The organism is Mycobacterium sp. (assembly GCF_032162105.1).
GTDB lineage: Bacteria > Actinomycetota > Actinomycetes > Mycobacteriales > Mycobacteriaceae > Mycobacterium.
Genome location: NZ_JAVRPS010000287.1, coordinates 1 through 5,585 on the forward strand (window position 1 = coordinate 1; position 5,585 = coordinate 5,585).

A 5,585-nucleotide genomic window follows, 5' to 3' on the forward strand; every position below is an offset into this window, starting at 1 on the left:
CGGCGCGGCCCCCGCTCGGGCGCATCAGCTTGTCGGCGCGGCCGTGGATCACCACCGTCGGCGCGGTGATCAGCTTGTCGTAGTGCTGCAGGCTGCCGCTGCCCATGATGGCGCTGAAGTGACGGCCAACTCCGGCGGGGTAGTAGGACCGGTCGTAGCCTTCGGCGGCGTCCGCGAGCACCTGCTCCTCCGGGGCCGGGTAGCCGGGGCTGCCGATGATCCTGCTGACCGCCACCGCGTTGGCGAGGATCCCCTCGCGCGAGGTGTCCTTCGGCCGGGTGGTGATGGCGCGGAGTTGCCTGGGGCCGGGTGGCGGCAGCAATGGCTGGTTGTTGCTGGAGAAGATCACCGCTAGCGTCTTGGTGCGGTGCTGGTAGCGGGCCGCGACGACCTGGGCGATCATGCCGCCCATCGAGCCGCCGACGATGTGCGCCTTCTCGATCTGAAGGTGGTCGAGCAGCGCGGCCGCGTCGTCGGCCATGTTCTCCAGCGTGTACACGGATTCGCTGCGCTTGCCCAGGTAGGAGCGCGCCATCCGCGGAAGCAGCTTGGCGCCGGTGTGCATGCCGTCGAGCTTGCTGGATAGGCCGACGTCGCGGTTGTCGTAGCGGATGACGCGCAAGCCCTGATTCACCAGGCGCTCGCAGAATCCCGTGCGCCACAACAGCAGTTGAGCGCCGAGACCCATGATGAGCAGGACGGCGGGGTCACCTCTGTCGCCCATGTCCTCGTAGTAGATGTCCAGATCGCCCGATCGTGCGGTGCCCGTGCGGATCTCCACGTCTCAGACCTCGAGCTCGTCGGTGTGTTCGCGGCTGACCTCGACCATGAAGTTGGCGAAGTACCCAGTCAGCTGTGGGTCGGACATCATCTGCCACTTCGGCGCGAGCAGCTTCATGTAGCGCTCGACGTAGAGGAACTGCTTGCCGATGAGCACCAGTTCGCGCGGCAGCTTGACGTCGTAGGCGTCGGCCAATGCGGAAAGCTGCTTGCCGATCTCGGCATAACCCAAGTCGCCCAACGACTTCGTCGTGAGCGGGGTGGCGAACTTCTCCAGATCCTTGGCGGCCTGAGCCTCCGGTTTCACGTTGCCGACGGCGCCCATCAGCACGACGATCTTGCCCGCCGCGGCGTGGTCCTTCGTGACCAGCAGGGCGTAGACCAGCTCGCGCAGCAGCCAGCGGGTGCGTGGGTCGACGCGGCCCATGATGCCGAAGTCGAAGAAGACGATCTTGCCGTCGTCGTCGACGTAGAGGTTGCCTGCGTGCAGGTCGCCGTGGAACAGCCCATGTCGCAGGCCGCCCTCGAACACGCTGAACAGCAACGCCTTCACCAGCTCGGTGCCGTCGAAGCCGGCCTTTCGGATGGCCGCCACGTCGTCGATCCGGACGCCCTGGATGCGCTCCATCGTCAGGACCTTCTCGGTGGTCAGGTCCCAGTAGACCTGAGGCACGCGGATGTTCTTGCCGAGCGGCGAGGCATGCATGTGCGACACCCAGGCGTCCATCGACTGCGCCTCGAGCCGGAAGTCGAGCTCCTCGGCGAGGTTGTCGGCGAAGTCGGCGACGACGTCCTGGGCGGACAGCCGGCGGCCCAGCTTGGCCAGCTCGACGAGTTGGGCGCCGCGCTTGAGGATCTGTAGATCGGCGGCCACCCGACGGCGGATCCCCGGCCGTTGGATCTTGACCACCACCTCCTCTCCACTGTGCAGCGTCGCGTAGTGCACCTGGGCGATGGACGCCGAGGCGAACGGCTCGTCGTCGAACGTGGCGAACAGATTCGACGGGTCGTCGCCGAGTTCCTCCTTGAACAGCTCGTGCACTTCGTTCGTGTCGGCGGGCGGCACCCGGTCCAGCAGGCTGCGGAACTCCCGCGACATCTGCTCGCCGAACGCGCCAGGACTCGATGCGATGATCTGGCCGAACTTGACGTACGTCGGGCCTAGATCGGAAAACGTCTGGGGGATCTGCTTGAGGACCTTCTGCTGCAGTGAACCGCGTCCGATCAGGTTGGAGACGACCCGTGCGCCGGTGCGGGTGATCTGCCAACCCGTCACGCCGATGCGGGCGGCTTCGACTGGCAACGGCACCCGATCCAGTCGGGCTACCTCGCGGTGCTTGGCTTTCGGGGGCGGAGTGTTCATACCTGCAGTGTCTCAAAAGCAGAGGTGAGGGGAAGAAGGTGTGGACTGGGTCACACCCGCGGTGGCGTCATTTCGCGCCGAGAATCAGTCGGTCCCGAAGTTCTCGGTGAGCGACTCGACGACCGGACGCCACACCGGTCCGGGCAGGTCGTGGCCCATGCCGTCGACCACGACGTAGCGTGCGCCGTCGATGACGCGGGCAAGGTTGCGGCCGTTGCGGGGACGCATCATCGGGTCCTTCGAGCCGTGGATGACGACGGTCGGCGCCGCGATGCGCCGCGTGTAGTTCAGCAGGCTGCCGGTGCCGAGGATCGCATCGAACTGGCGCAGCATGCCCTGCGGGTAGTCGCTGCGGGCGGTGAGCTCCTCGACACGGCGGCGCAATTGGTCAACGGGCGGAAGGAAATTCGGGCCGTTGATGATCGAGATGTTGCGGACCTCGAAGGCGACCTTGTCCTCCGGCGGAGCGTCCTTGGCCGGCGGGTCGAACGCCAGCTTGATCACCCGCCAGCGCGGCAGCGCCGACAACGGCTTGCCCGAACTCGTCATCAGTAGCGCCAGCGAGGCAACCCGGTCGGGATGGCTGCCCGCGAGCACCTGCGCGATCATCCCGCCCATGGACGCGCCGACGACGTGCGCCCGGTCGATCCGAAGATGATCGAGGAGGCTGCGGGCATCTTCGGCCATGTCGACGAGCGTGTACGGCACCGGGCTGCTGCGCCCGAGCGCGTACCGGACGACGCGGGCGTACACCGACCCGTCAGCTCTTTGCCCGGCCATCTTCGTCGACAGGCCGATGTCGCGGTGGTCGAACCGGATCACCCGGAACCCGCGCTGCAGCAGCAGCTCGCAGAAGCCGTCCGGCCACATCGGGAGCTGCGCACCGACGCCCATGATGAGCAGGACCGGCGGGTCTGCGGGATCGCCGAGGTCTTCGTAGAAGATCTCGACTCCCTCGCCGCTGACCGCCGTTCCGCTCCGGGTGCGCATGCCCCTGTCTACACCCCGGCCGGCTTCCAAGGCTTGACCCACTCGGTCTCCTCCCAGCCTTCGACCCCGGCGATCAGGTCGTAAAGCGTTGCACCATCGATGGACTCGCGGATGATGTCGGCCTGACCGGCATGCCGGGCCAGCTCGTTGATCAGATGGTGGATCACCCAGCGCACGGTCCAGTTGTCGATGTCCTTGGGAAACCACGGCACGTCCGGCGGCACCGGTACCGGCGTGTCCAGGTCGGCCGAGTCCAAGATTCGCAGCGTCTCGGCGTTCTGTGCCTTGAACTTGTCCAGGAGCTCCGCCAAGGTTTCGTCTTCGCCCATGACGTACTCGTCGTGATAGGCGGCAACGATCTCGTCGAACGAGCGGGTGTCCTGCGGCGGAAAGGCCGGCGCCGCCTCGACCCGTTCCATCCACCCGCGCTGTACGCCGGTGGCGTGCTTGATGAGCCCGCCGATCGACAGCGCACTCACCGTCGGCTTGGTGCGGGCCTGATCGTCGGTGAGGCCGAACGCCAGGGCGGGATACGAGCTCTGGTGGTACTCGACGAATACCCGCAGGGCGTCGCGCTCGTCGCCGACGATGGGGGCTTGTCCCGGCATGTTCAGTTCTCCTTGTTGTTGGTGTGGGCGTAAAGGTCTCGCAGCAGCGCGATTTCGGCGCCGTGGTGGATGACTTCGCGGTTGATGTGCAGCACCAGGTCGAGCATCGGCTTGTCGGCCCACGGTCCTTCGGCGGGTCCGATCGGTTTCGCGAGGTCCTCGGTAGTCAGGTGCTGTACGCCCGCCATCCAGTCGGCGTAGGCGTCGTCCAACTGGCGCAGGGCGGTCGCGGCGTCTCCCGCGTAGTTCCAGGTCTGGTAGTCGGCCGGTGGTCCGTCGAAGTGCGAGTGGGCGCGCATCGCCAGGACTCCGACGATGACGTGCGCCATCCGCCAGGCGATCGTCGTGACCGGCTCCGGCTTCGGGGGCGGGTACGCGAAGTCGATGGTCCCGTCGGGGTGCAAGGTCCAGCAGTCCGGCACCGGTTCCCAGAAGTACTCGTCGTCGGTGAGGCCGTCGAGGCGCGGGCGCAACTGATTGCGCCAGTGCCAGTCGAGCTGATCGGCCAATTGAGTGGTCAGGTGGGCTGTCGTCGTACTCATGAGATGAGCCTGTCATCCATATAGGACAGAATCGGTCCTAAGAGTGCGGCAGACTCTTGGCATGTCCGAAACGACCAGCCGGGTGCTGCAGCTGCTCGGTCTGTTGCAAGGGCGACGGGTGTGGACGGGCGAGGAACTTTCCGACCGGCTCGGCGTCACCACCCGCAGCGTGCGTCGCGACGTCGAGCGCCTGCGTGACCTGGGATATCCCGTGCACGCCAGCAAGGGGCACGGCGGCGGGTATCAGCTCGGCGCGGGTGCGGCGTTGCCGCCCCTGCTCCTCGACCCCGACGAGGCCGTCGCGATGGCCGTCTGCCTGCGGCTGGCCGCAGGGGGCAGCGTGGCGGGCGTGGGGGAGTCGGCGCTGCGGGCGCTGTCGAAGCTCGACCAGGTGATGCCCGCACGGCTGCGGTCGCAGGTGTCGGCCGTGCACGACACGACCGTGACGCTGACGTCCAACCAATCCGACTCGCCCGTGGAGCCCGACGTCCTGATGACGCTCGCGCGCGCCAGCCGCGACCACGAACACGTCAACGCCGGTTACGTCGATCTACACGGCAACGCGACGCAACGCCGGCTCGAGCCCTATCAGCTGGTCACCACCGGTCGCCGCTGGTACCTCATGGCCTACGACCGCGACCGCGAGGACTGGCGCAGCCTGCGGTTGGACCGCATGGCTGACGTGCGGGCACTCGGCAGCACGTTCACCCCGCGGCAGGCACCCGACGCCGCCAGCTACGTGCGGCGGTCGATCTCGTCCTCGCCCTATCGGTTCACCGCGCGAGTCCGCTACCGCGCAACGCAGGAACAGATCGCGCAGGTGTTCCCGCCGACATCGGTCGAGATCGAGCCCGACGGAACGGACGCGTGCATCGTCACCACCGGGGCCGACGACCCCGAGCGGATGGTGCTGTACCTGGGCATGCCGGGGTACGAGTTCGAGGTCCTCTCGCCGCCCGAGGTGGCCGAAGCCGTCCGGGTGGTCGCCGATCGCCTCGGCCGCGCGGTTGCGCGAACGTAGGTCTCGGCCGATTCAGCGTCGCGGTCCCAGGTGACGTCGCGGTACCCGCTTGGTGCGGCGGTCGGCCGCCGAGGCATGCCAGCGCAGCCGCAGCAGGAGAACGCGGCGGTGGGCCTGGAACGACAGCGACAACGGGTCGCGCCACGCGGGCGCGCCCCTCGGCGGTCTCAGGTCGTCATTCACAGTGATTCCACTGTGACACATCTTCAGGGTATCGGCAGCGGACGCACGGGGGCGCCTGGTTGTCGGTGAAATGAATTGCTGCCCAATGACACCGATAC

The 5,585-nt window shown here is 67.3% G+C and carries 7 protein-coding genes; 1 reads left to right on the plus strand and 6 read right to left on the minus strand.

Annotated elements, in window-relative coordinates; translation table 11 throughout:
* The 5 genes from QOC69_RS14795 to QOC69_RS14815 all read right to left on the minus strand — a co-directional run.
* On the minus strand, positions 1-781 hold a 781-nt coding region (locus QOC69_RS14795), incomplete at its 3' end, for an alpha/beta fold hydrolase (RefSeq protein ID WP_526440745.1).
* Between the two features lie 3 nt (positions 782-784).
* Positions 785-2,143 (minus strand): ABC1 kinase family protein, encoded by a 1,359-nt coding sequence (locus QOC69_RS14800; protein ID WP_526440747.1) that lies wholly within the window; start codon positions 2,141-2,143, stop codon positions 785-787.
* A gap of 84 nt (positions 2,144-2,227) precedes the next feature.
* Positions 2,228-3,133 carry an alpha/beta fold hydrolase gene (locus tag QOC69_RS14805; protein ID WP_526440757.1) on the minus strand — a complete coding sequence of 302 codons (906 nt, stop codon included), beginning with the start codon at positions 3,131-3,133 and terminating at the stop codon, positions 2,228-2,230.
* A gap of 8 nt (positions 3,134-3,141) precedes the next feature.
* Entirely contained in the window at positions 3,142-3,741 is a 600-nt protein-coding gene (locus QOC69_RS14810) for a DinB family protein (RefSeq protein WP_526440749.1), read from the minus strand.
* 2 nt (positions 3,742-3,743) lie between these two features.
* A complete protein-coding gene (locus tag QOC69_RS14815; RefSeq protein ID WP_526440751.1) occupies positions 3,744-4,283 on the minus strand; it encodes a DinB family protein in 540 nt (179 codons plus the stop codon).
* Positions 4,284-4,344: 61 nt separating this feature from the next.
* Between QOC69_RS14815 and QOC69_RS14820 the strand changes: the two genes are divergently transcribed.
* Positions 4,345-5,304: a helix-turn-helix transcriptional regulator gene (locus QOC69_RS14820; protein WP_526440753.1), complete on the plus strand. Its 960-nt coding sequence runs from the start codon at positions 4,345-4,347 to the stop codon at positions 5,302-5,304.
* 12 nt (positions 5,305-5,316) lie between these two features.
* Here QOC69_RS14820 and QOC69_RS14825 read toward each other — a convergent pair whose 3' ends face one another.
* Entirely contained in the window at positions 5,317-5,487 is a 171-nt protein-coding gene (locus tag QOC69_RS14825; RefSeq protein WP_526440755.1) for a hypothetical protein, read from the minus strand.
* Between the last annotated feature and the right edge of the window lie 98 nt (positions 5,488-5,585).

What these genes read in the sequence shown, in the direction of transcription:
- QOC69_RS14815 (WP_526440751.1), bottom strand. Translation starts at nt 4,283, where the DNA reads ATGAGTACGACGACAGCCCACCTGACCACTCAATTGGCCGATCAGCTC.
- QOC69_RS14820 (WP_526440753.1), top strand. Translation starts at nt 4,345, where the DNA reads ATGTCCGAAACGACCAGCCGGGTGCTGCAGCTGCTCGGTCTGTTGCAA.
- QOC69_RS14810 (WP_526440749.1), bottom strand. Translation starts at nt 3,741, where the DNA reads ATGCCGGGACAAGCCCCCATCGTCGGCGACGAGCGCGACGCCCTGCGG.
- QOC69_RS14805 (WP_526440757.1), bottom strand. Translation starts at nt 3,133, where the DNA reads ATGCGCACCCGGAGCGGAACGGCGGTCAGCGGCGAGGGAGTCGAGATC.
- QOC69_RS14800 (WP_526440747.1), bottom strand. Translation starts at nt 2,143, where the DNA reads ATGAACACTCCGCCCCCGAAAGCCAAGCACCGCGAGGTAGCCCGACTG.